Source organism: Veillonellaceae bacterium (assembly GCA_012523975.1).
GTDB lineage: Bacteria > Bacillota > Negativicutes > JAAYSF01 > JAAYSF01 > JAAYSF01.
Window position 1 is genome coordinate 52,892 of the sequence record JAAYSF010000038.1, and the last position, 22,740, is coordinate 75,631.

Sequence of the window (22,740 nt, forward strand, 5' to 3'; positions counted from 1 at the left end):
GGGCGCCTTCTATGTTTTAACCTTTAGGGAATCAAGCCTGGGAATACGAACTGATAGAGGTATACTAACACGCCAAGGAAGAGTGCATACGGGATTGCAAACTTGATAGTCTTGCGCATGATTACACCTTCCTTACCCATCAGACCAACAGCGGTAGCCGCGATAACGATACTTTGCGGGGAAATCATTTTACCTGCCGAAGCGCCGGCGTTGCCAGCTGAAGCCATCAGAACATCAGATAAGCCAAGACCTTGAGCAGTCAGTGTTTGCAGGTTGCCGAACAGCGCATTGGCTGAAGTGTTACTGCCGGTGACAAATACCCCAAGGGCACCAATCGCCGGGCTGAGGAACGGCATGACTTCCTTATCAATTGCCGCTACAAGGCTTTTCGACATTACAGCAATCATCGACGGCTGCGCCGCCCCACTAGCAGTTGCCCAAACGACAGCTTTAGATTTAAGATCAATGATCGGCAGAGTCAGGTTCATAACCTCAGAGATCGACAGAATACAGGCTACAGTTATGAAGGCTGGCACCATTTGTTTGAAAGTGATACCAATTTGTTTGGTAAAATCGCTGAACCGGATACCCATGAATTGGAATGCAATCAGACCTGCGATAATTGTAATGGTACCAGGGCTTTGCAGCCAAGTGAAGGCATAAACCTTATTCGGGTTGTAGATTTGCGCCTTAATCAGCATCCACTCGGTACCGGCAACTTTTCCGGCAAAGATTGGTTTAGTTCCGGGCAGGTTAACTGCGATAACCAGAAGGGCTAACAGGATATATGGAAGCCAGGATAAGCCCAGCTCTTTAAAATTGAGGGTATGGGCACTGCCGGTTGCAGCAGCACTTTCACCAGGGAAGAGCCAAACTTCAGTTTCTTTACGGGTATAGAGATAGAAGCCAAGTACGCCTAAGCAAACGAGCGCACCTAAAATACTGGCAAGGGTTGCACCAAGCAGGTTAGCAACCAGGAACTCTACGATTGAAAAGCTCAAACCGGTAATAAGGATAGCCGGCATAATACCTTTCATGCCTTTAACGCCTGACATTACAAAGACAGTGGCGAAAGTCATGATGAAGGCCATTATCGGCATTAAACGACCGGTCATTTGCGACAGTTTCATGAAGTCAAGCTGAGTTGTTAGCGCCAGTGTATCAGTCGGAATAGCCAGTGAACCAAACGGAACCGGTCCGGTATTGGCCACCAAACATACCAACGCTGCCATCAGCGGATCATAACCAAGGCCTACTAAGATACTGGCCGGAATTGCAACAGGCGATCCGAAACCGCAAATACCTTCGAGGAAAGCGCTGAATCCGTAGCCTATTAACAGAGCTTGCGCCCGACGGTCAATGGTAATCGAGGACATTGCATTCTGCATCTTGTCCATCCAGCCGGTAGCTTTAAGAACATTGTAAACAATAATTGCCCCAAAAGGGATATACATTATCGGGAATATACCGGTAATTGCACCTTGCAGCGCTGCTAACAACGTTACCTGCGCGGGGAATCCAAAATAAAAAATAGCAATTAAAACTGTTACTAACCATGCAACCGGTGCTACTTTCACCGCTGGTTTCATTAAAACAGGAAGACCAATCAAAAATACGATTAAGGGTATTGCAGCAAATAAAGCATCCAAACCTGTCCCCTCCTCTGGAATATCTTATTTTTTTAATCGGCTTAACCTCGGAGTTCTTTCATCACCTCCTTTAATATCCTAGAATGTTCCAAGGAAGCCGCAAACGTCATTTATCACATTTCGCCAAATTACCATACTTTATAGCAATATTGTTTATTTTTTCACAGTACATAATTATCCGACAATTCCAAAATGTCCTCCCTTACACTTATGTCAATTATTCATACCATTTATAGTTAAATATAATATATTGCCAGGAAGGAATCGATAGGTATTGATGAAATCTAGCGTTGTGAGCATTTAGGAGCACGAACTCAGGTATAAGGCTGCGCTAAGAGTAAAATATTTCCTGGATTATTTGAAAGATTTCAATAAGCAAACGACTTGGCCTGCGCCAAGTCGTTTGCTTATTTCACACTTATTAATTTTTAAAGGATTTTGCCTTCTCATAGAGTTCTATTTCCTCTGCTGAAACCGGATCAACGATTAAGCCATGCGGCGTAGCCTTGCCGCTCTCATCGACATGTATGAAGGTCAGAAAGCCATCCACAACAAATTCATCAGTTTGAGCCATTGTTACCTTAACATAGGATATCAGACTTGTTCGGCCGGCATATACAACCCTGCTCTCATACTTAAGGAGGCTTCCTTTCTTAACCGGTCTGGTAAAAGTCATACCATGAATTTTTAAGCATACTGTGCTTTCAGTCGATGTTAAGCTAGAGGCAGCGACAAATCCGGCTTCTACCAGCCATTCCGCGCCTCTTCCCGCATACAGTGTACCATGATGATTAAGGTCGGCTCCCTTTACCAAATGGTGAATAATAAATGATTTAACCTCCATATGTATCTCCTTATCCTTAGTAAACCCCTTTGGAGTTTAAAAACTCGCTGTATTTTTTATCAGTATGCAAAATGTGTTTTTCAATCCAATTGACAGCAAACATTATAACATCCAGCAGAATCTGTTTTTCATTCTTATCAAGGTCCTGTTTACTAACCTGGATTATCTTATTAACGAAGCCGCCATGTTCCAGTTTGTGAAGCTTGGTTTCCTGGTCGTCATAACCGTACTGCGCCAATAATTTCTCCTCATAGCCGAAATGATACACCGTATAATCACGCAATTCTCCAAAAATCCTGTTTATTTCATCATAATAATCATATCCATCTTTAGCTTTAGCTATGTCATATAATTGCCCGGCTAATTCAAACAGTCGTTTATGCTGCTTATCAATCTCAGCAATGTTTAGATTATATTCCGGTTTCCAGTCAAACATACATTCATCCCCTTACTGCAGCTACCAGTTTATGATAGCCGTATGTATACAATATTCGTGCTTACTGCTTTCGCTAAATATAGATATATTCCTGCAAGAGAAGTCCCATTTAATAGAAAAAACCGAGAATGCCGCGCAATGTCTATATAACCTGCGCGGCAACTCTCGGTGTAATTATTACATAGTCATTCGCTCAATTATAGTACGAGCAGCATATACTCCGCTGGCGCTCGCCTGCGACAGTCCGCGCGTTACGCCGGCGCCATCGCCGATGGCGAACATATTTGGAATTGCGGTTTCCAGTTTGTTACTGAGCTTGAGGCGTGAACTATAAAACTTAACTTCAACACCATACAGCAAAGTATCATCATTGGCCATGCCCGGAGCAATCTTATTAAGGGCATAGATCATCTCAATAATATTATCCAGATGACGCTTAGGCAGCACCAGACTCAAATCGCCGGGCGTAGCTTTTAAGGTAGGTTTAGTAAAGCTTTGGGCCATGCGATGCTCATTCGTACGGCGTCCCTTAATTAAATCGCCGAAGCGCTGCACCAGTACGCCACCGCCTAACATGTTGGAGAAAGAGGCAATCCGTTTGCCATATTGATGCGGTTCGTTAAATGGTTCAGTAAATCTATTGCTCACCAATAGCGCAAAATTAGTATTTTTGCTGTGGAGCTTCTCATCACGATAGCTATGACCATTGACGGTAATAATCCCATCAGTATTCTCGGCAACTACATAGCCCTTGGGATTCATGCAGAAGGTTCGAACAAGATCACCATATTGTTTAGTACGATAAACTAGCTTAGCTTCATAAACTTCATCAGTTATATGCTTAAAAACGTCGGCCGGTATCTCGACCCTTACTCCGACGTCCACCTGATTATTAAAAAGCTGCAGACCTAATTCACGACACTGGCCAGCAAACCATTCCGAGCCGGCCCGTCCAGGCGCGGCAATCAGATAGCTGCAGACAACCGCTTCCTTGACCCCCTCAAAGTCTAAGGAAAATTCGTTGTCACCAATATTTATTTTGGTAACACGCTGGTTATAAACCATTGTTACTTTTTCTTTTAAGTGCTCATAAATATGCTTCATGATGGTTAGATTGTTTTCCGTTCCTAAATGGCGAACCTTAGCCTCAAGAAGATGAAGGTCATAAGCAAGCGCCTGTCGGGACAAACCGTGGTTCTTGCTGCTGAATACCTCCGAGGGCGCGCCATACTGCATATTTATTTTATCAACATAGTCTATTAAATCCAAGACTTCATTATCCGAAAGATATTCATTAAGCCAACCGCCATATTCAGTAGTAAAATTATACTTGCCGTCCGAAAAGGCTCCTGCGCCGCCAAAACCACGCATAATGCTGCAGGGATGGCATTTTATACATTGAGCAACTTTCTTTTCGGCGATTGGGCACCTGCGGGTGTGAATATCACGTCCCTCTTCAATTAGAATAATGCTGGCATTTGGCTGTTTAGCCGCAAGTTCATACGCAGCAAAAATACCTGCCGGCCCACCACCGATAATAGCTACGTCATACTTTTTATTCATCCTGGCAACACCCTTTCGTGAAACATTATTAGAAAAAATCAAAGCCAAGCGACATTATACTTCATTTCTCTTAGTATGTATATAGCTAAAAATAGGATATTCTAGTATTATGGTAAGAAGTTTTATAAATACTACATAGTGAAAACCACTTACCGGAGGATTAAGTATCAATGGATATCCATCATTTGGTATACTTTATTGAAGTTGCCCGCCATCGTAACTTTACCAAGGCTGCTCAAGCATTGCATATTTCGCAGCCGTCAATTAGCAAAATGATTAAGGTACTCGAAGAAGAACTCGGAGTTCGGTTATTTTCCCGGACCACCCGCCAGATCGAACTTACTGATGCCGGCAGAGCAGTGCTTCACGAAGCCCAGCACATTATAAATTCATTTCAGAATCTAAAATCAGAGCTGTCTGATGTAATGCAGCTTAAAACAGGCAACATTCTGTTCGGTTTGCCACCAATGATCGGCGCCAGTTTCTTTTCGAAAATTATCGGCAAATTTAACCAACAATACCCCGGCATTACCATTAAACTTATTGAAGTCGGCTCAAGGCAAGTAGAATACGGCATCGAGGATGGAAGCCTCGATATCGGTGTCGTAGCTCTGCCTATTGTTAAAGAAGATGCTTTCGAAATGCTTTCTTTTGTCAAAGAACCGTTAATGGTTATCACGCCTAATGATCATCGTTTAGCTGCCAAAGCAAAAGTTAGTCTCGTCGAATTAAAAGATGAGCCGCTTGCTTTTTACCGCGAAGACTTCTCTCTCCATGACACCATAATCGAACGCTGCAGCGAGCGCGGCTTCTATCCCAAAACTATCTGCGAAAGTTCGCAGTGGGACTTTATTGCGGAAATGGTCGCTGCTAAGCTTGGCGTGGCTTTGTTGCCGACAACCATCTGCCGCGATCTTGACCCTAAGCGTATAAAAAGCATTCCCCTTGTTGACCCAATTATATACTGGGATTTGGCGATTATTTGGAAGAAGGATAAATATATCCCGTTTGCTGTTAAGGAATGGATCAAGTTCACTAGTTCGCTGCTTGGCATTAACTATAAAATAAATTGAGGGAATATTGGACTGCTGAAATTCTGAATAGTAAAAATCCGGGGGCCTTACGGCCTCCGGATTTTTTAGATCAAATTTATTCTTTTGCTGCTGCAGCTTCTTTGGCTGCAGTTTTGTATTCTTGTGCTGCCAGACGCTTGTAGCCTTCAAGTCTTTCCATAGCGTCTTTTTCAGTCTTAGCGAACAGAGCCTCAGCGAACTCCGGATATTGTTTCTTGAGGGAGGAGTAACGAACTTCGCCCATAAGGAACTCCCTGAAGTTAGCAGTAGGTTCTTTGGAATCAAGTGTGAACGGATTCTTGCCTTCTTCTTTAAGAGTCGGGTTGAATCTGTACATTCCCCAGTAGCCGGCTTCAACAGCACGCTTAGCTTCAAGCTGACTGCAGCCCATACCAACCCTAAGGCCATGGTTGATACAAGGAGCGTAAGCGATGATTAAGGATGGGCCCGGATATGCCTCAGCTTCAGCGATAGCTTTTAAGGTTTGGTTTTTGTCAGCGCCCATGGAAATCTGAGCAACATATACATAACCATAGCTCATTGCCATCATGCCGAGGTCTTTCTTCTTGGTAGTCTTGCCGCTAGCAGCAAATTGTGCAATAGCCGCAGCCGGAGTAGACTTGGAAGCCTGACCGCCGGTGTTAGAGTATACTTCGGTATCGAATACCAGGACATTAACATCTTCGCCGGAAGCAAGAACATGGTCTAGGCCGCCGTAACCGATGTCGTAAGCCCAACCGTCGCCGCCGAAGATCCAGTGTGATCTCTTAACAAAGAAGTCTTTGTTAGTATAGATTTTGTTAAGCAGTTCGTTATCGCCTTTTTCAGCTTCAAGCAGAGCGATAAGTTGGTCGGCTCTTTCTCTTGTGCCATTGCCATTGTCGATATTTTCCAGCCAACCTTCAAATGCAGCTTTAAGTTCAGCACTGATACCAAGCTCAAGTGCTTGTTTAATATCATTGGCAAGGTTTTGTCTTACTGCTTTTACGCCAAGATACTGACCAAGGCCGTATTCGGCATTATCTTCGAACAGAGAGTTCGCCCAAGACGGACCGTGACCTCTGTGGTTAGTAGTGTAAGGCATCGAAGGTGCGCTCGCGCCCCAGATTGAAGAACAACCGGTAGCGTTGGCAATCATCATTCTGTCGCCGAACAGTTGAGTTACAAGCTTAGCATACGGGGTTTCACCGCAGCCTGCGCAAGCACCCGAGAACTCGAGGAGAGGCTGTTCAAATTGGCTGCCTTTTACAGTCAGCTTGTTAACAGGGTTAGCTTTAGGAGCAATTGCTGCTACAGCGTAATCCCATACCGGAGCTTGGTGAAGCTGAGTATCAAGCGGTTTCATAACAAGCGCTTTTTCCTTTGCCGGGCAGATTTGAGCACAGTTGCCGCAGCCAGTACAATCAAGCGGTGATACAATCATGCTGAATTTAAGATCTTTTGCGCCGATAGCAGCTTTTGCGGTAAAGCCTTCCGGAGCTTTAGCAACTTCTTCGTCAGTAGCCAATACCGGTCTGATAGCTGCATGCGGACAAACATACGAACATTGGTTGCATTGGATACATTTATCCATTTGCCATTCTGGAACATCAATAGCAATACCACGTTTTTCATATGCGGCAGTACCAAGAGGGAAGGTACCGTCTTCCATGCCTACGAACGCACTAACCGGCAATTTGTCACCTTCGGATTTGTTCATCGGCTCAAGGATATTCTTAATGAACTCAGGCACTTGTTTTTCTTCTTGAACTTCGTCCTGAGCAGTTTTCCAAGCTTCAGGTACATTAACTTTTACGATAGCATTAACACCTTGGTCGATAGCAGCGTTGTTCATATCAACAATGCTTTGGCCTTTTTTGCCATAAGAATCAACAACAGCGTCTTTAAGGTATTTAAGTGCGTCTTCGAGCGGAATAATGTCAGCAATCTTGAAGAAGGCTGATTGCATGATCATATTGATACGGCCGCCAAGACCGATTTCTTTAGCAATCTTAACAGCATCAAGAGTGTAGAAGTTGATGTTGTTATTAGCAATGTAGCGTTTCATAGCTGCCGGCAGGTTAGCTTCAAGCTCTTCCTGATTCCAGGTGCAGTTTAACAGGAAGTTGCCGTTTTTCTTCAAGCCTTCCAGAACATTGTATTTGAATACATAGGACTGGTTGTGGCAAGCTACGAAATCAGCTTTGTTGATGAGATATGGGGATTTAATCGGTTTCTTGCCGAAACGCAGGTGCGATACGGTAATACCGCCGGATTTTTTGGAGTCATAAGCGAAATAGCCTTGAGCGTACATGTCAGTGTGGTCGCCGATAATTTTAATGGCGCTCTTATTTGCACCAACAGTTCCGTCGGAGCCAAGACCCCAGAATTTACATGCCTTAGTTCCGGCCGGAGTAGTATCAACATCTTCGCCAACCGGCAGCGATGTGAAGGTTACATCGTCAACGATGCTGACAGTGAAACCGTCTTTAGGCTGGTCTAATTTCAGGTTGTCGAATACAGGAATGATATGTCCAGGTACAAGGTCTTTTGAACCAAGGCCATATCTGCCGCCTACGATAACAGGCTGCCACTCTTTGCCATAGAAAGCGCTCTTAACATCAAGATAAAGCGGCTCATGGAGTGAACCAGGCTCTTTAGTTCTGTCAAGAACAGCAATTTTCTTAACAGTTTTCGGAATATATTTGAAGAAATGCTCAAGTGAGAATGGTCTGTACAGATGGACAGTTAGTAAGCCTACTTTTTCTCCGCGAGCATTGAGGAAGTCAACAGTTTCTTCGATAGCGTCGCATGCCGAGCCCATAGCAACAATCATACGGTCAGCATCTTCAGCGCCGTGATAGTTGAACAGGTGGTATTCACGTCCGGTAAGTTTGCTGATTTCAGCCATGTACTTTTCAACAATTTCCGGAAGATCTTCATAAATCTTGTTGGAAACTTCTCGCTCTTGGAAGTAAATATCCGGATTCTGAGCAGTACCGCGTACTACCGGATGATCAGGGTTGAGTGCTCTTCTTCTGAAAGCTTCAACATCTTCCATGTCAACCAGTTTAGCCAGTTCATCATATTCTAAAACTTCGATTTTTTGGATTTCATGGGAAGTTCTGAAACCATCAAAGAAGTTAATAAACGGAACACGGCTCTTAAGGGCAGCCAAGTGAGCAACCGCGCTTAAGTCCATTACTTGCTGTACGCTGCTCTCAGCCAGCATTGCAAAACCGGTTTGTCTTGCTGCCATAACGTCTTGATGGTCACCAAAAATGTTCAGTGAATTAGCAGCCAAGGCTCTAGCACTAACATGGAATACTGTCGGCAGTAATTCACCGGCAATTTTGTACATGTTAGGAATCATGAGCAGAAGACCCTGTGAAGCTGTATAAGTGCTAGTTAAAGCACCTGCTTGCAAGGAACCGTGAACAGCGCCAGCAGCCCCTGCTTCGGATTGCATTTCAAGCACTTTTACAGTTTGGCCAAAAATGTTCTTTCTTCCTTGAGCAGCCCATTCATCTACATGTTCTGCCATTGGTGACGATGGAGTAATCGGATAGATGGTAGCCACTTCAGTAAATGCGTATGAGATGTGTGCGGCGGCTGTGTTGCCATCCATTGTCTTCATCTTTCTCATTGAAACAAATCCCCTCTCCTCTTTTGCATTATGAATACAAAGTATATTTATACAGCTTAGGCTATATAAGTATAGAATTTATCTGCCGTTGTCACTCTTGTTCCCTGAACCTTGTCCAATTAATGTAAAATACCACTTGGATTCAGGCATAGATTAGACTCGACATTAACATTATTATTATATAATATACACCGTATGTCCCAGTATGTAAATATCTTTTCCGACATTTACCATCATTTCTTCGGTAAATTAAGTGAAAAAATATACATTCTCTCGATTCAGAAAATTACCAATTTTGCTTGAATAATCCTATTTTGATGTTATGCTTTCGGCTTATTTTTCCTGGGGACAGCCGTCAGTATCACCTGCTTGCCTTCCTGCTTAACCTTGATATTATAATCGACAATACCTTCCTTGTATAGCTTGACTTTTAGTTCCAACAAAGCCTTACCAACCGTCTGCGTGAGTTCAGGTGTAAGGAAGCCGCTTTCATAACCCGGCTTAACAGCAGGTGCTTGTCGAAGCTCGTTTTTTTCTTCCTTTTGAGTTTCCTTTTCCCATTTTGTCATCATATCAGAATCGCTAAGATTTTTTGGGATCTTGGCCATCTGTAATTCCCCCCTACATTTTATTTATTTTAGTATTAAAAAAATAAAATTACAAGTTCAGGTTATGAAAAACATGATAACTACTACCATTTTTACCCAATAAGTAATATAATTTAAATTATACTACCTTAGTTAGTGATAGAGAGGAGCAACACTACTATGGCCTTAATTAATGAACATTATCTTAAATTGCCTGGCAGCTATTTATTTGCGGAAATCGGCCGCCGGGTAGCTAAGTTTAAAGATGAAAACCCTGAGGCAAACATTATCCGCCTTGGAATCGGCGATGTTACCAGACCGCTGCCGCCGGCTGCAATCGAAGGCATGCATAAGGCGGTCGATGAAATGGCCGACGAAAAAACCTTCCGCGGCTACGGTCCTGAACAAGGCTATGATTTCCTCATTCAGAAAATCATTGGTACCGACTATGCTCCCCGCGGCATTTCGTTAGATGTTGACGAGGTTTTTATCAGCGACGGTTCAAAAAGTGATGTCGGAAATATTCAGGAAATCTTCGGACTTAATAATACTGTTGCCATAACCGACCCGGTATACCCAGTCTACCTTGACACCAATGTAATGGCCGGTCGTACAGGCGAACTTCAGCAGGATGGCCGGTTCGGCAAGGTGATTTACCTTGTCTGCAATGCCGAAAATAGCTTTAAACCTGCCCTCCCGACAGAACGGGCTGACCTAATTTATCTTTGTGTACCAAATAATCCGACCGGTACCACTTTGACCAGAGATGAGCTCAAAGCATGGGTTGACTACGCTAAAGCTAATAAATCAGTAATTCTTTATGACGCTGCTTATGAGGCATATATCAGAGAAGACAGTGTTCCTCATAGTATTTACGAGGTAGATGGCGCCAAAGACGTTGCCATCGAATTCCGGTCTTTTTCAAAAAATGCCGGTTTTACCGGAACACGTTGCGCCTTTACCGTTGTGCCAAAAACAGTAATGGGCTATACGGCAGACGGGAAACAAATCCCGCTTAATAAGTTATGGAACAGAAGACAAACTACCAAGTTCAACGGCGTTCCTTACATAATTCAAAAAGGAGCTGAGGCCATTTATTCGGCAGCCGGCCAGCAGCAAATCAAAGCTTTGGTCGACTACTACATGGAAAATGCCCGCATCATTCGTGAAGGCTTGGCTAGCGCCGGCCTAGAAGCCTTCGGCGGTGTCAATGCCCCTTATATTTGGCTCAAAACGCCTAATAACATGGATTCCTGGGCCTTCTTTGATAAACTGCTCACCAACGTTCATATTGTCGGCACACCCGGCACCGGTTTTGGCCCAGCGGGTGCAGGCTATTTCCGGTTAACTGCGTTTGGCAGTAAAGAAAACACCTTGGAGGCAATTGAAAGAATCAAGACAAAATTAAGCATTTAAAAGATAAACTCCTAGCAACCTGGCTGCAAAAGCCCGATTAACTAGGAGTTTTTTTATTTGCCGGCAGAACTATTGCTGGACATTGTACATGCCTTTACTTTGCATGTAATTAAAAATCTTTTCACCATGCTGCTGTTCTTCTTTTTGAATATGATTCAAAGCTTGGCGTACTTGAGCATTGGTAAACTCGAAAATTGCAGTATCATATCCACTCGAAACATACTTTTCGGTCATCAGCATATCATTGCACAGCGTGGCATCGCCTTGACTGCTGGTGCCATAACCAGGAAACGAAGCTTGATTCTGCATGCTGCTTGCCGACTGAGAATTATTTTGCGCGCTGCTCGATGCCGAGGACTGCGCGCTGCTCTGCATAGAGCTTTGCTGATTTTGACCGCTTTGTTGACCTTGCTGCCCCTGGGACATGCTAGGCACTTGACCGCTGGAAATTTGGTTTAAAGTATCCAAGTGCGTCTGTTCCTGCTGAGCAAGTTGGCTAAATAATTGCTTTAATTGCGGGTCTTGAGCTTGGCTAGCATAGCTCTGATATTTTTGGATACAGATTTGCTCATGGTTTTTTTGGTCAGCTAATAGCATTTTCTCTTTCTGGCTAAAATTTAATGGCACAGAAAAACACCTCCTGCTAGTATTTTGCACAAACAGGAGGTGTCATATTCCAGAATTGTATCTTTTCTACTTAGCTTGGGCTGCCATTACGGCCAATGCAATAGAATTGAGTTTTGCCTCAGCTGAATCTGATCGCGAGGTCACAATAACCGGCGCTTTAGCGCCTACGATAATACCAGTCAGATTTCCTTTGGCGAAATAGGTTATTGATTTATACAGAACATTGCCGGATACCAGTTCGGGCACCATTAAAATATCAGCCCGCCCTGCTACCTGACTCTTTATCCCTTTATGTTCAGCCGCCTCCACGCTGACGGCATTATCTAGCGCTAACGGCCCGTCTATGATGCAACCTTTTAACTGCCCACGCTCTGCCATCTTGGAAAGCGCCGCCGCATCAACACAAGCCGGCATATCACTATTAACTACTTCAACAGCAGCCAAACAAGCTACCTTAGGACATTCCACGCCAATTGCATGGGCTACGCTAACAGCATTCTGAACAATTTGCGCCTTTTGCAGCAAATCAGGAGTAACATTCATAGCCGCATCGGTAATAATAATCAGCCGATCAAAACCAGGTATCTCGGCCACAGCTACATGAGATAAAATGTTTTTTCCGGCTCGCAGCCCGACTTCCTTATTGAGCACCGCTCTCAGCATATCGGCCGTAGCAACAAGCCCCTTCATAACGGCCTGAGCCTGCCCTGAGCTGACTAACTGCACAGCCTTTAAAGCAGCTTTGGCGGTATCAGGTTCATCAATAATTTCAAAACAATTAATATCTATATTCATTTTCGACGCAATAGTTTCAATCTTAGTTTTACTGCCGACTAGAACCGCCTCGGCAATGCCTCGTTCTTTGGCTTCGACCACAGCATCCAGCACATGCTCATCTTCGGCCGCCGCCACAGCAATTCTGCAGGCAGGCACTTTCTTGGCGGCCTCGATTATTTCCGCAAAGCTTTTCACACAATTACCTCCCCCAATTATAGTGGTTGCTTTAACGGTTTGGTTTTTCTATTTTTAGCTATGATAACCCTGCAAAAATTGCGCTGCCGTAAAAAAATGTTAACGTTTTTTACATTTCAAGAGCCACCGCATGGGCAATGCAAGGAATAGACTCCTTTTGCTGATAAGAAGTGGTGCTATGCAAACTGCCGGTTCCAACTAGTAATATCTTCTTTAATTTTGCTTTTAACATAGCAGGATACAGGTACCCGCAAAATACTATACCAGAGCTGGCGCAACCGCTAGCTCCGGCATGGGCATCCTGCTCTTCGCGATAAATCATGCAGCCGCAATCTTCGTAGTTTTGCGATAAGTCCAACCCTTTATCTTGGAGCAGCTGAATAACAAGAGTTTTTCCAACTACCCCCAAGTCGCCGGTATAAATCATATCATAGTAAGATGGCTGCCTGCCCGTATCCTGGAAATGCTGCCATAGTGTATCTGCGGCCGCCGGAGCCATTGCCGGTCCCATTGAATTTGGATCTTTTACCCCCATATCAACGACTTTGCCGACTGTTGCTGCCACAACCCGTGGTCCTGTCCCTTCCACAGACAATACTGCCGCGCCCGAACCGGTTACAGTCCACTGTGCAGAAGGAGGCCGCTGCACCCCAAGCTCAGTTGGAAAACGATATTGCCGTTCGGCAGCATCGTGATGACTGGAAACGGCAATTGCAACCTTACTCCCATATTCACCATCCAAAATCATCGAGCCAATCACTATACTTTCCGCTAAAGTCGAACATGCCCCATACAGTCCGAGAAAAGGCCGGCCTAAGCTTCGCATGGCAAAATGAGCAGATATTAATTGATTAAGCAGATCTCCGGCCAACATATAGTCGATGTCATCTAAAGTACTATTATCCTTTTCAACCGCTTTTTTAATAGCCCATTCCATCATCGATGACTCACATTTTTCCCAACTACCCTTACCGTTGATATTATCCTTCATTATCATATCAAAATACTCACCTAAAAACCCTTCACCTTCCATAGGACCGACTATTGTTGCGGTGCTTGTTATATAAGGCGGTGCGGCGAACATTATGCTTTGTTTGCCTTGCTTTTTCTTCACGGATCGTTGCCCCCTACGTTAACTTATTGTTAACCCAAAGAAACCGCATAGTCTTTTGGCGGTTCTTATTTATTATTACGCGTCCGCGAAAAATAATACCAAGCTTCATGGCATGCTCTGCGCTTTTGTGTAGCAGCTTCCGGTTAAAGAACATAAGATATAACAGGAGGCGAATGTTATGCGTTACAAACAGCCACTAATTTTAAATTATATAAAAAAGCCTGTGCCAATTTACGAAGACTATAGCTACCTGTATTTTTACCCACCCTATGCCTACTATAAACATTGGAAAAGCTTTAAATGTCTATGGTGCAAACACAACCTTTATAATCGCCGCCCTTAATTGTCGTTAAAGAACTGGGATCGAGGTTGTATTCCTCACGAATCAGTGGTAATTATCACGACCTCATTATTAATAATGAGTGACTTAACTAATTGCTGAATATCAGGGGCTAAGCCTAAGTCGTCATTTACATTATTCTGAACTGTTGAAATATATAAATCGGCTAACCCGGCCGGTATAACAAGGATTGGAATAGGCGCTGTCAAATTACCTAAGTTACTCAGAGTTATAACTTCTACTATATTTCGCACACCTGGAGCTAACGGCATTGAAACCCCCTCCTATTTATATACCCTCAGTATATTCCGGGCAGTTTCTTCAGGTGCTAAACAAGGCCAATACCAGAAAAAGCCGGTTAAAAGCCGGCTTTTTCTATTGTATAATCCTGATTCTTGGCCATACAAAGCTTCAAAGACATTGGTATTCGCTGAAAAGTCAGCCAATTCCAACGATAAACACTTATTGCAGTAATCGCGTATCAACTGTATAATTTCAACATATGATAATAATTTTACAGCAAGGGAGTTAAAACAATGCAGCACATTAATTTGGGAGTCATTACAGCATTTACAGTCTATTTAGGCGCAATGATGCTGATTGGAGTTTATTTCTACAACAGGACCAAAAATATGTCGGAGTACATACTTGGGGGGCGGAAGCTTAATGCCTGGGTTACATCGATGAGCGCCGAAGCGTCGGATATGAGCGGATGGATGCTGATGGGCTTACCGGGCTACGCTTATCTCGCAGGATTGGAAGCCGGTTGGATTGCGCTTGGGCTAATTCTCGGCACATGGGCTAACTGGCAGTTTATTTCCACACGGCTGCGAAAGTATACTCAGATTGCTAATGATTCACTTACCATGCCCGACTATTTTCAAAACCGATTTCGGGATAATTCACAGGTTCTCCGCGTAATATCAGCTGTTTTTATTCTTATCTTCTTCTTAATTTATACCTCTTCGGGCTTTGTCGCCAGCGGCAAACTATTTAATACTGTATTTGGCCTTCCTTATACTACTTCGTTGATTCTCGGCGCCTTCGTCGTGGTATTCTACACCTTTCTCGGCGGCTTTATGGCCGTGTGTTGGACTGATTTTGTCCAAGGCACTATGATGTTCTTTGCCGTATTACTCGTGCCAATCACTGCCATGCAGTTCACCGGCGGGGCTGCGACTACCTACGCAGCGCTTACTGCGCTTAATACCGAACTTTTTAACCCCTTCACTTCGGTAGATGGAAAACCACTGTCGCTTATTGCTATTGTCTCATTAATGGCGTGGGGCTTGGGTTACTTCGGCCAACCTCATATCTTGGTACGATTTATGGCCGTAAATTCCACAGCTGAATTAAAAAAAGCAACTCGCATAGCTATGACTTGGGTTATTCTCTCACTGTCCGCTGCGGTCGCTATCGGTATGATTGGAAGGGTCTTCCTTACTACCCCGCTTGTCGGCTCAGCTACAGAAACTGTATTTTTGGTCATGACCAACCAACTTTTCTCCTCCTTCGTTGCCGGACTAATTCTTTCAGCCGTACTGGCAGCTATCATGAGTACAGCCTCTTCCCAACTCCTCGTTACTGCGTCGGCCATCTCACAAGATTTTTACAAAGCAATCCTTCGCAAGAATGCTAGTCAGCAAGAACTGGTATGGGTAAGTCGCCTGACCGTTGTCGGTGCCTCGATAATCGCTATTATCCTTGGACTTAACCCCAATAACCTAATTCTTGATATGGTTGCCTATGCCTGGGCAGGCTTTGGCGCCGCCTTCGGCCCAGCACTCGTTATGTCATTGTTTTGGAAACGCATGACTAGAAACGGCGCCTTAGTCGGCATTATCGTCGGCGGGGTTACCGTTCTGGTGTGGAAACAGTTTGCATGGTTTGGTCTTTACGAAATTGTGCCCGGGTTCTTCCTGTCAGTTTTAGCAATTTATATTGTCAGCATGATGGATAAACCGCCTGCCAAAGAGATTACCGAGGAATTTGAAGCGGTTAACGTAAGCAAAATATAACATTCAGCTAAGCTTGAATTTATCTTCAGATTGCCTCGCATCGCGTGGCAATCTTTTTTCTGTCTCGCCGTAGATATTGACAAATTAATGAATTAATATAAAAATAATATAGGAAAGAGGTATTTCCATTTTTAACCAAAAGGAGTGGGTTAGATTGAAAAAATTATTCGTAGTACTGCTCTCAGTCATAATGATGGTTATTGTCGGCGGTTGCGGTTCGCAGACAACAAAAGCTCCTGCCACTAAGGACAATTCGATTAAAATCGGCGGTTCAAGCACAATGGCTCCGGTTATCGCCAAATGCGCGGACGATTTTACCGAGAAGTTTCATACCTGGAAAAAAGTCAACGACAGGCTGCCCGATGAACCAATCGTAATATTCGTGGCCACCGGCGGCTCAGGCTTTGGTGTCAAATCAGCTATGAATAATACCGTTGATATGGGTTTAGTTTCGCGGGATGTCAAAGAGGCGGAAAAAGCGAAACTTACCAATCATACGCTTTATACGCTAGGCTATGATGCGCTGACCATTGCGGTAAATCCGCAAAACCCTGTTCTTACAGTAAAACCCGATATTACTAATGATGAAATTAAAAAGATTTTCTCCGGTGAGATCAAGACTTGGAATCAACTTGATCCAAACCTGCCTAATCGGCCGATTGTTTTGGCAATTCGGGATTTAGGCGGCGGTGCCAGCCAAGTGTTTGACGAACTTATCATGAAAGGCACTCCTATAGCTAAGGAGGCCGTCCAGCTTCCTTCAATGGGCGCCTTGGCCGGTAAGGTCATGGATAATGCCGACGCTATTGGTTATGTATCGGTTGGTCTTGTTGAGCAAAACAAAGGTAAAATTGGCGTATTATCAGTCGAAGGAATTCAGCCTACTACCGAAAACATTGCCAGCGGCAAGTACAAAATTGCCCGACCGCTTATTGTCATCGCTAAAGCTACCCCAGATGATCGCGAACAGCAGTTTCTAAATTACCTACAATCAGAAAAGGGCGTAAAAGCTCTGTCCAGCATGGGCTTTGTACCGGTTCAAGCCAAATAACTTTTTAATTTTACGCTAACTAAGGGTAGTTGCCTGCAACTACCCTACAATTTTATTCTTAGGATGATATTTATGCACTTCATCAGCAAAAACGCTGATAGCGTTATAACGCTTGCCAGCGCAGCTATCGCCGCCGCTATGGCCTTACTGCTTCTAACAATTTTTACATTTATTGCTCAGGAGAGTCTGCCTGCCTGGCAACAAGGCGTCTTAGCAATACTGACCGGCAGTGAATGGCAACCCCTTGCCGAACCGCCGCAGTTAGGGCTCTTAATTATGCTTGCCAGTACACTGTGGTCGGCGCTTGGAGCAATGCTCATCGCTGCTCCGCTTGGTGTATGCTGCGCTATTTTTCTCGCCGAATTTGCCCCAGACTGGCTCACTGCAATTATCAAGCCCGTGCTTACTATGCTGACAGGTATTCCGTCGGTAGTCTACGGCTTTTTAGGAGCAGCTGTACTCGTAAGATTCTTCGAGATCAAACGCCTGTTAGCGAGCGGCGAGTCCTTATTTTGCGCCTCCCTGGTCCTGGCAATAATGGTTATTCCCTATATTGTCACCGGCTGTTATTCAGCGCTTCGCTCAATACCGGCTGAATACCGAATTGCAGTACTATCCATGGGTATCTCCAAGCCTTATGCAGCTATCCATGTACTGCTGCCCATGGCTAGAAAAAGCATGATAAGCGCAATAAGTTTGGCTTTTGGCCGGGCAGCCGGCGAAACAATGGCTGTGCTCATGTTGGCCGGTAATACCCTTCTTTTACCAACATCATGGTTCGCCAAGGGTGAACCCCTGTCAGCCCTTATTGCCCTTGAGCTAGGAAGCGCCACTGTCGGCAGCCCCCAATATCATGGCTTATTTGCGGCCGGCCTGGTACTGCTCGCTTTTATATCAGTAATAAACCTGACGATTTATTTTAGCAGCCGGGACAGCAGAAACGTGGCCAGACTCAAATGAGTTTACGCACTATCATTGATAAGTTATGGCTTATGCTGTTTTGGCTGTCTGGGCTGTTAGTGCTGGCTGTCCTGCTTGCCATAATCGCGTTTCTTGTTGTTAAAGGCGGACCGGCAATTAGCTGGGAATTTCTCACCGCCTCGCCAAAAGGCCTCTTTCTCGGTGTTGAAGGTGGCATTTGGCCGGCTATCAAAGGAACAGCTGCCCTTGTTCTCATAGCGGTAATAAGTTCAGCTTTCCCGGCTCTTTTTACAGCCCTCTATCTTGCAGAATATGCCGGCGGCTCCAAATTATCATATATCATTATGCTAGCAACTCAGTGCATGATCGGCATTCCTTCGATTCTCACCGGTTTGTTTGGCTACGCCTTGTTTGTTGTATATCTCGGCTTTGGAACATCATTGCTGGCTGGAGGCTTAACACTAGGCATAATGGTATATCCCACCTTAGTAGTACTGATGCGCAACGCTCTCAATGAAGTATCTGACGATTACCGGATAGCCGGCTTAGCTCTTGGTGTATCGCGCTGGTATATAATCCGCAGGATTATTCTGCCGAAGGCCGCACCAGGCCTAATTAGTGCCGTTCTTCTGGCTATGGGTTATGCGGCTGGCGCCACTGCTCCTATTATGGTGACAGCAACTGTAATAATAGCTAAGGGCTCGCTTGCCTTGTTTGACCCAGTAATGGCTCTGCCTTATCATCTCTATATTATGTTTAGCCAGCATGTCTCATTAGAAAATGCCTATGGCACCGCTCTGGTGCTAGTATTTATGCTGATTGTAATAAACACCGTTGCCCTTTGCCTGCAGCGCCGCCGGAAGGAGACTTCTTAAATGAAAATAAATGTTGACAATTTAAACGTTTGGTATGGTACCAGTCAAATTTTGCATAATATCAATTTGACCTTTAAAAGTAATACAATTTCAGCTATCATTGGTCCGTCTGGGTGTGGAAAAACCACCCTATTGCGTGCTATTAACCGCACAGCAGAATTGTACCCGAAGTTTTCCAGCTCCGGTGAAGTCTATATCAAAAGCACCCCTTTATATGATAAGATTGATGCGGCTGAGGTTCGCCGATTAATCGGAATGGTGTTTCAAGAACCTGTTATTCTACCGTTCAGTATTAAAGAAAATGTACTGTTCGGCCCACGTTATTATGGTGTGAATAATAAAAGCGAGCTTAATGGCTTAACTGAAAAGCTCCTGAGACAGGTAGGGCTGTGGCATGAGGTAAAAGACAAGCTGAATCAACCGGCCAGCGAATTGTCCGGCGGCCAGCAGCAGCGCCTGTCGATTGCCCGCGTCCTCGCAGTGCAGCCAAAAGTGCTGCTTTTAGACGAACCTTGTTCAAATCTTGATATATTATCGACCAGGCTTATTGAAGAACTTTTGACAAAATTGGCTGCTGAATTCTCAATTATTTTGGTTACGCACAATCTGGCGCAAGCTCGCCGGATTGCCGGTGAAACAATCTTTATGTCTGCCGGACGAGTAATAGAGCAAGGAGCTACCGACAAGCTGTTTACGGCGCCCACTCGAACTGAAACACAGGATTTTCTGGCCATGCAATAGCCGAGCATATAAATCAGACTTTTTGTTTCGTAAAAAACTTTACATGTTGACAGACAAAATTTAATGAACTAAGATTATAGTATAAACAGAATATTGGTAGCATGATGTTTGTGGGAGAGACTGCTTAATGCAGCGCCGAAGGAGCAAAAACGACGGATTGTTTAAACTCTCAGGCAAAGGAACCGCATTCGGACTACACTCTGGAGAATATGTCCCACGAGGGCATTACCGACGGAAGGTCTTAAATTAGACCAAAAATCTCTCAGGTAAAAGGACAGAGGCAACCGCTTAATTGTGGTGTCTCTGTTTTTATTTGCGCGGAAATAGTAAATACTATTTCCGCAGCACTGAGGGAGGTAGTATTATGTTGGAATTATGTCTAGGTGTTATGGCGACTGCTTCATGTATTATCAACTATCAGGATCTTGGTAACCGTAACATCGATGCTGATGGTAATAAAATATCATCAGGTAATCGCAGCTGTGATTTTTTGAATTCCTTGGTACTAAAATTAGGCAACGCAACTTGTATTAAAATAGCCGGTCTGATGTGGCTTATTGCCTATGGCTATCACTATATTATTGCCATCCTTTTCCCCATGTCGGTAATGCTGAATATGCTTAACATAATGGTAGCAGTATTGATTTCTTTACGATTTTGCCGCTTAATGTACCGTCTGACCTCATCGCAAGAAGGCGCTCCTCTTTTTCACAGTGATTTATTAACAACCACAGCCTGTATATGGGAAATTATCTTAGCCGGTGTCGTTTTAGTACATTTATTCCTATATTATTAAAAAACCCGGCTTGCACCGAGCTTAACCCAAAGTACAAGTCGCTAGTAGACTTAAAAAGTCTGCCGTTCTAATGAGCGGCAGACTTTTTAACTGCTTATACTGGAAGTTTTGACTGAAAGCACCGCTGCAGCCGGCTCGCTTGCCGGAACTTCTTGCCCCGTTTCACCAAACAATGCCCCAACTAAATCAGCAGCAATCGCGGCAGTAGTATCAGCCTTGTCTAACAGCGAATTAACTTCGACAAATTCCGCTGATACGATTCTCTCGGTACAGCAGAGCATTCTGACTGCTTCCAGGCTGTCTAAATAGCTAATTCCGCCAGGTACCGGCGTACCAACGCCAGGAGCAACAACCGGGTCAATACCGTCAAGATCAAAACTTAGATGAATACCGTCACAGCGCGACAGATATTCGATAGCTTCATTTATAACATTTTTAATGCCAAGACGATGGACATCTCTGGCAGTATAGACCTTTATTCCTTTGGCGGCAATAAGTTCAGCCTCACCCGGATCAATATCACGAACACCGATGAAAACAACGTTTTCCGGCTTTACTTTACCGATAAAACCGCCAATTTTGGTGAGCGCCGGGTGACCGTACCCCATGCTTGCCGCTAAAGGCATCCCGTGAATATTACCGGTCGGCGATGTCTCAGGTGTGTTTATATCAGCATGAGCATCGTACCAGATTACGCCGAGACTTGAATAGTGCTGCGCTACTCCAGCCAAGGTTCCCATAGCTATGCTATGGTCGCCGCCGAGGACAAGCGGAAAGCGGCCTTTCCTAATTACGCCGGCTACACAGTCTGCAAGCTTCTCGCAAGCCTTAGCAATAGGCGCCAGATTTTTAAGATTAGTATCTAGAGGACGCTGCTCTCTTGATCCGATAGTAAGGTTACCCATATCTATAACATCGCCGGTTAACGCTTTCAAGCGCCGATTGACTCCGGCTGCCCGTATTGCATTTGGCCCCAAGCTGGTGCCAAATTTAGTTTGGCCCAGCCACATTGGCACTCCGATAACCGAAATAGCTTTTGCCATATCTATCACCGCCTCTAGTAGAACTTTATAAAACACGTTTTTAAATTGTAAGGCTTTTAAGAGTATATTGCAAGAAAAAATTTTAAGACCTTCGCGGTTGCTAAGGTCTTAGTCGGGAGTAAATATTTTTAGTTTGTTGCTTAAAGCCCTAACACAGATTGGCAGTCGCGGCCCCAGTTCGCCGTCAAGATCGCTGTGCAGCTCCTCCGCACATTCGATGGTGATAGTTTGAGCTTGAATATATCTAACACTTTTATGGCTTATATGCGAACCGGTTAATAAGCTGATAAATAAACGCATCAATTCGGGTAAACGGCAATTGTTGGCAACGAGCAAATCAAGCTTACCGTCATCTATTTTAGCATTAGGAGCAAGATTGCGGAAGCTACCGATTGTGCCGCTATTTGCGATTAAAAACAGTAATACCTCATCGTCAATTATCGTTCCATCTGCGTTTATCCGCATTTTAAGCGGCCGGAAATTGGGCAGTTCCTCAATTCCCTTCAAGTAATATGCCACTTTACCTAAAGTATTTTTTAAAACGGTGTCCGCACTATGAGCTACAGAAGTCAAAAGTCCGGCACTGGCAACATTTATAAAATAGCGTTCACCGTTTACTTGCCCAACATCAACGGTATGAGTCCGGCCGGCAGCGACAACATTAGCGCAGTGCTCAAGGTCATTGCTAAGTTTAATAAAAGTGGCAAAGTCATTACTTGTCCCGCTCGGGATTATCCCAATCGGCAAATCTATTCCCATTGTAAACATAGCATTAATAACGCTGTGAACGGTGCCGTCGCCGCCCGCTACAATAATGCCGTCGACACATAATTCTTGTGCTATCCCGACAAATACCGCAGTGTCTGCCTGCGACATCAGCTTAAGCGGTATAACTAAACAGCCTTTCCGTTGAAAACGTTCAATTAATTCGTCCAATTTATATTTAAAATACGCATCACCTGATAAGGGGTTGTACATCAACACAAACCTTTTCATTCTACGCTCACCTCAAGATACGTCTCGCCATTATGCTCTACCACAGCCTGACC

General features: G+C 44.3%; 20 protein-coding genes and 1 riboswitch. Of the genes, 8 read left to right on the plus strand and 12 right to left on the minus strand.

Going from position 1 to position 22,740, the window contains the following annotated elements; all coding sequences use genetic code 11:
• Positions 1–23: 23 nt before the first annotated feature.
• The 4 genes from GX348_04985 to GX348_05000 form a co-directional block, all read right to left on the minus strand.
• Complete coding sequence (locus tag GX348_04985) at positions 24–1,649, minus strand: L-lactate permease (protein ID NLP41543.1); 1,626 nt, start codon at positions 1,647–1,649, stop codon at positions 24–26.
• A 421-nt stretch (positions 1,650–2,070) separates the two neighbouring features.
• On the minus strand, positions 2,071–2,493 hold the full coding sequence (locus GX348_04990; protein NLP41544.1) for an acyl-CoA thioesterase: 423 nt from the start codon (positions 2,491–2,493) through the stop codon (positions 2,071–2,073).
• A 16-nt stretch (positions 2,494–2,509) separates the two neighbouring features.
• The gene (locus tag GX348_04995) at positions 2,510–2,929 is read right to left on the minus strand and encodes a hemerythrin family protein (GenBank protein NLP41545.1); all 420 of its coding nucleotides are present in this window, start codon (positions 2,927–2,929) and stop codon (positions 2,510–2,512) included.
• Positions 2,930–3,106: 177 nt separating this feature from the next.
• Positions 3,107–4,492, minus strand: coding sequence for an NAD(P)/FAD-dependent oxidoreductase (locus GX348_05000; GenBank protein NLP41546.1), 1,386 nt, complete (start codon positions 4,490–4,492; stop codon positions 3,107–3,109).
• 170 nt (positions 4,493–4,662) lie between these two features.
• Here GX348_05000 and GX348_05005 point away from each other — a divergent pair, with 170 nt between their 5' ends.
• On the plus strand, positions 4,663–5,565 hold the full coding sequence (locus GX348_05005; protein ID NLP41547.1) for a LysR family transcriptional regulator: 903 nt from the start codon (positions 4,663–4,665) through the stop codon (positions 5,563–5,565).
• 76 nt (positions 5,566–5,641) lie between these two features.
• Here GX348_05005 and nifJ read toward each other — a convergent pair whose 3' ends face one another.
• Both nifJ and GX348_05015 read right to left on the minus strand, forming a co-directional pair.
• Positions 5,642–9,190: a pyruvate:ferredoxin (flavodoxin) oxidoreductase gene (gene nifJ / locus GX348_05010; GenBank protein ID NLP41548.1), complete on the minus strand. Its 3,549-nt coding sequence runs from the start codon at positions 9,188–9,190 to the stop codon at positions 5,642–5,644.
• Positions 9,191–9,510: 320 nt separating this feature from the next.
• Complete coding sequence (locus GX348_05015) at positions 9,511–9,798, minus strand: hypothetical protein (protein ID NLP41549.1); 288 nt, start codon at positions 9,796–9,798, stop codon at positions 9,511–9,513.
• A gap of 159 nt (positions 9,799–9,957) precedes the next feature.
• Here GX348_05015 and GX348_05020 point away from each other — a divergent pair, with 159 nt between their 5' ends.
• The gene (locus GX348_05020; protein NLP41550.1) at positions 9,958–11,193 is read left to right on the plus strand and encodes an LL-diaminopimelate aminotransferase; all 1,236 of its coding nucleotides are present in this window, start codon (positions 9,958–9,960) and stop codon (positions 11,191–11,193) included.
• Positions 11,194–11,262: 69 nt separating this feature from the next.
• Here GX348_05020 and GX348_05025 read toward each other — a convergent pair whose 3' ends face one another.
• The 4 genes from GX348_05025 to GX348_05040 all read right to left on the minus strand — a co-directional run bounded on the left by GX348_05025 (position 11,263) and on the right by GX348_05040 (position 14,518).
• Complete coding sequence (locus GX348_05025; protein ID NLP41551.1) at positions 11,263–11,820, minus strand: spore coat protein; 558 nt, start codon at positions 11,818–11,820, stop codon at positions 11,263–11,265.
• A gap of 66 nt (positions 11,821–11,886) precedes the next feature.
• Positions 11,887–12,792 carry a phosphate butyryltransferase gene (ptb, locus tag GX348_05030; protein NLP41552.1) on the minus strand — a complete coding sequence of 302 codons (906 nt, stop codon included), beginning with the start codon at positions 12,790–12,792 and terminating at the stop codon, positions 11,887–11,889.
• Between the two features lie 109 nt (positions 12,793–12,901).
• Positions 12,902–13,906, minus strand: coding sequence for a stage V sporulation protein AD (gene spoVAD / locus GX348_05035; GenBank protein NLP41553.1), 1,005 nt, complete (start codon positions 13,904–13,906; stop codon positions 12,902–12,904).
• Between the two features lie 378 nt (positions 13,907–14,284).
• Entirely contained in the window at positions 14,285–14,518 is a 234-nt protein-coding gene (locus GX348_05040) for a hypothetical protein (GenBank protein NLP41554.1), read from the minus strand.
• A 264-nt stretch (positions 14,519–14,782) separates the two neighbouring features.
• On the opposite strand from GX348_05040, the gene putP reads away from it, so the two are divergent.
• The 6 genes from putP to GX348_05070 all read left to right on the plus strand — a co-directional run bounded on the left by putP (position 14,783) and on the right by GX348_05070 (position 20,648).
• On the plus strand, positions 14,783–16,264 hold the full coding sequence (gene putP, locus GX348_05045) for a sodium/proline symporter PutP (GenBank protein NLP41555.1): 1,482 nt from the start codon (positions 14,783–14,785) through the stop codon (positions 16,262–16,264).
• A gap of 190 nt (positions 16,265–16,454) precedes the next feature.
• A complete protein-coding gene (locus tag GX348_05050; protein NLP41556.1) occupies positions 16,455–17,315 on the plus strand; it encodes a phosphate ABC transporter substrate-binding protein in 861 nt (286 codons plus the stop codon).
• Between the two features lie 72 nt (positions 17,316–17,387).
• On the plus strand, positions 17,388–18,275 hold the full coding sequence (gene pstC, locus GX348_05055; GenBank protein NLP41557.1) for a phosphate ABC transporter permease subunit PstC: 888 nt from the start codon (positions 17,388–17,390) through the stop codon (positions 18,273–18,275).
• Complete coding sequence (pstA, locus tag GX348_05060; GenBank protein NLP41558.1) at positions 18,272–19,111, plus strand: phosphate ABC transporter permease PstA; 840 nt, start codon at positions 18,272–18,274, stop codon at positions 19,109–19,111. The genes pstC and pstA overlap by 4 nt, the downstream gene beginning before the upstream one ends.
• A complete protein-coding gene (locus GX348_05065) occupies positions 19,112–19,852 on the plus strand; it encodes a phosphate ABC transporter ATP-binding protein (GenBank protein ID NLP41559.1) in 741 nt (246 codons plus the stop codon).
• A gap of 101 nt (positions 19,853–19,953) precedes the next feature.
• A riboswitch (glycine riboswitch) is annotated at positions 19,954–20,047 on the plus strand.
• A gap of 169 nt (positions 20,048–20,216) precedes the next feature.
• Complete coding sequence (locus tag GX348_05070; GenBank protein NLP41560.1) at positions 20,217–20,648, plus strand: hypothetical protein; 432 nt, start codon at positions 20,217–20,219, stop codon at positions 20,646–20,648.
• Positions 20,649–20,734: 86 nt separating this feature from the next.
• Here the strand turns inward: GX348_05070 and rocF are convergent, their stop codons facing one another.
• Positions 20,735–21,700, minus strand: coding sequence for an arginase (gene rocF, locus GX348_05075; protein ID NLP41561.1), 966 nt, complete (start codon positions 21,698–21,700; stop codon positions 20,735–20,737).
• Between the two features lie 99 nt (positions 21,701–21,799).
• Complete coding sequence (locus tag GX348_05080; GenBank protein NLP41562.1) at positions 21,800–22,687, minus strand: YegS/Rv2252/BmrU family lipid kinase; 888 nt, start codon at positions 22,685–22,687, stop codon at positions 21,800–21,802.
• Positions 22,688–22,740 lie beyond the last annotated feature (53 nt).

Bases quoted from the DNA above. Each gene is read 5' to 3' on its own strand.
- GX348_05015 (NLP41549.1), bottom strand. From the start codon at position 9,798: ATGGCCAAGATCCCAAAAAATCTTAGCGATTCTGATATGATGACAAAA.
- GX348_05050 (NLP41556.1), top strand. From the start codon at position 16,455: ATGATGGTTATTGTCGGCGGTTGCGGTTCGCAGACAACAAAAGCTCCT.
- GX348_05065 (NLP41559.1), top strand. From the start codon at position 19,112: ATGAAAATAAATGTTGACAATTTAAACGTTTGGTATGGTACCAGTCAA.
- GX348_05070 (NLP41560.1), top strand. From the start codon at position 20,217: ATGTTGGAATTATGTCTAGGTGTTATGGCGACTGCTTCATGTATTATC.
- GX348_05080 (NLP41562.1), bottom strand. From the start codon at position 22,687: ATGAAAAGGTTTGTGTTGATGTACAACCCCTTATCAGGTGATGCGTAT.
- GX348_05005 (NLP41547.1), top strand. From the start codon at position 4,663: ATGGATATCCATCATTTGGTATACTTTATTGAAGTTGCCCGCCATCGT.
- pstC (NLP41557.1), top strand. From the start codon at position 17,388: ATGCACTTCATCAGCAAAAACGCTGATAGCGTTATAACGCTTGCCAGC.
- nifJ (NLP41548.1), bottom strand. From the start codon at position 9,190: ATGAGAAAGATGAAGACAATGGATGGCAACACAGCCGCCGCACACATC.
- pstA (NLP41558.1), top strand. From the start codon at position 18,272: ATGAGTTTACGCACTATCATTGATAAGTTATGGCTTATGCTGTTTTGG.
- GX348_05040 (NLP41554.1), bottom strand. From the start codon at position 14,518: ATGCCGTTAGCTCCAGGTGTGCGAAATATAGTAGAAGTTATAACTCTG.
- GX348_04990 (NLP41544.1), bottom strand. From the start codon at position 2,493: ATGGAGGTTAAATCATTTATTATTCACCATTTGGTAAAGGGAGCCGAC.
- GX348_05020 (NLP41550.1), top strand. From the start codon at position 9,958: ATGGCCTTAATTAATGAACATTATCTTAAATTGCCTGGCAGCTATTTA.
- GX348_05000 (NLP41546.1), bottom strand. From the start codon at position 4,492: ATGAATAAAAAGTATGACGTAGCTATTATCGGTGGTGGGCCGGCAGGT.
- putP (NLP41555.1), top strand. From the start codon at position 14,783: ATGCAGCACATTAATTTGGGAGTCATTACAGCATTTACAGTCTATTTA.
- GX348_04995 (NLP41545.1), bottom strand. From the start codon at position 2,929: ATGTTTGACTGGAAACCGGAATATAATCTAAACATTGCTGAGATTGAT.